Source organism: Rhizobium ecuadorense, from assembly GCF_001187535.1.
GTDB lineage: Bacteria > Pseudomonadota > Alphaproteobacteria > Rhizobiales > Rhizobiaceae > Rhizobium > Rhizobium ecuadorense.
In genome coordinates this window covers 1-342 of record NZ_LFIO01001176.1, presented here as the reverse complement: position 1 = coordinate 342, position 342 = coordinate 1, and the positions used below count along the sequence as shown (strand labels likewise).

Here is a 342-nt window from a genome sequence, read left to right as displayed (position 1 = left end):
TGTCATAATAGGGAATGTCGATGATCGTGTGGTCGCTCTCGAAGGCGGCTACGTCGAGCATACGCAGCACGAGTTCCCGGCCCTTGGGTGCCAGAAGGACTGCTGGCTGCTTGAAGGACAGCAGTGAAAAGCCCCCCGAATGACGCTTTCGAACCAGATCGATGAATTCCAGATCGACCCGGGAAGGATTGGCGATGACTGGTTTTAAGTCGTAGTCGTTGACGAGGTTGAGATAATAGCCAAGCATCCCGGAGCAAAAATCCGTGTCGAACAAGTCAATCCGCGGCGTCGAGTTCTTGGTCGGCTGGGCCAGCGCATGCGCAAGCGACGAAGCGATCATGC

At 55.6% G+C, this 342-nt stretch carries 1 protein-coding gene; it reads right to left on the bottom strand.

The genetic code is table 11. The features are described from left to right. Nucleotides 1-342: P-loop NTPase family protein (locus tag AF337_RS25380; RefSeq protein WP_483150632.1), on the bottom strand; the 342-nt coding region annotated here is incomplete at both ends.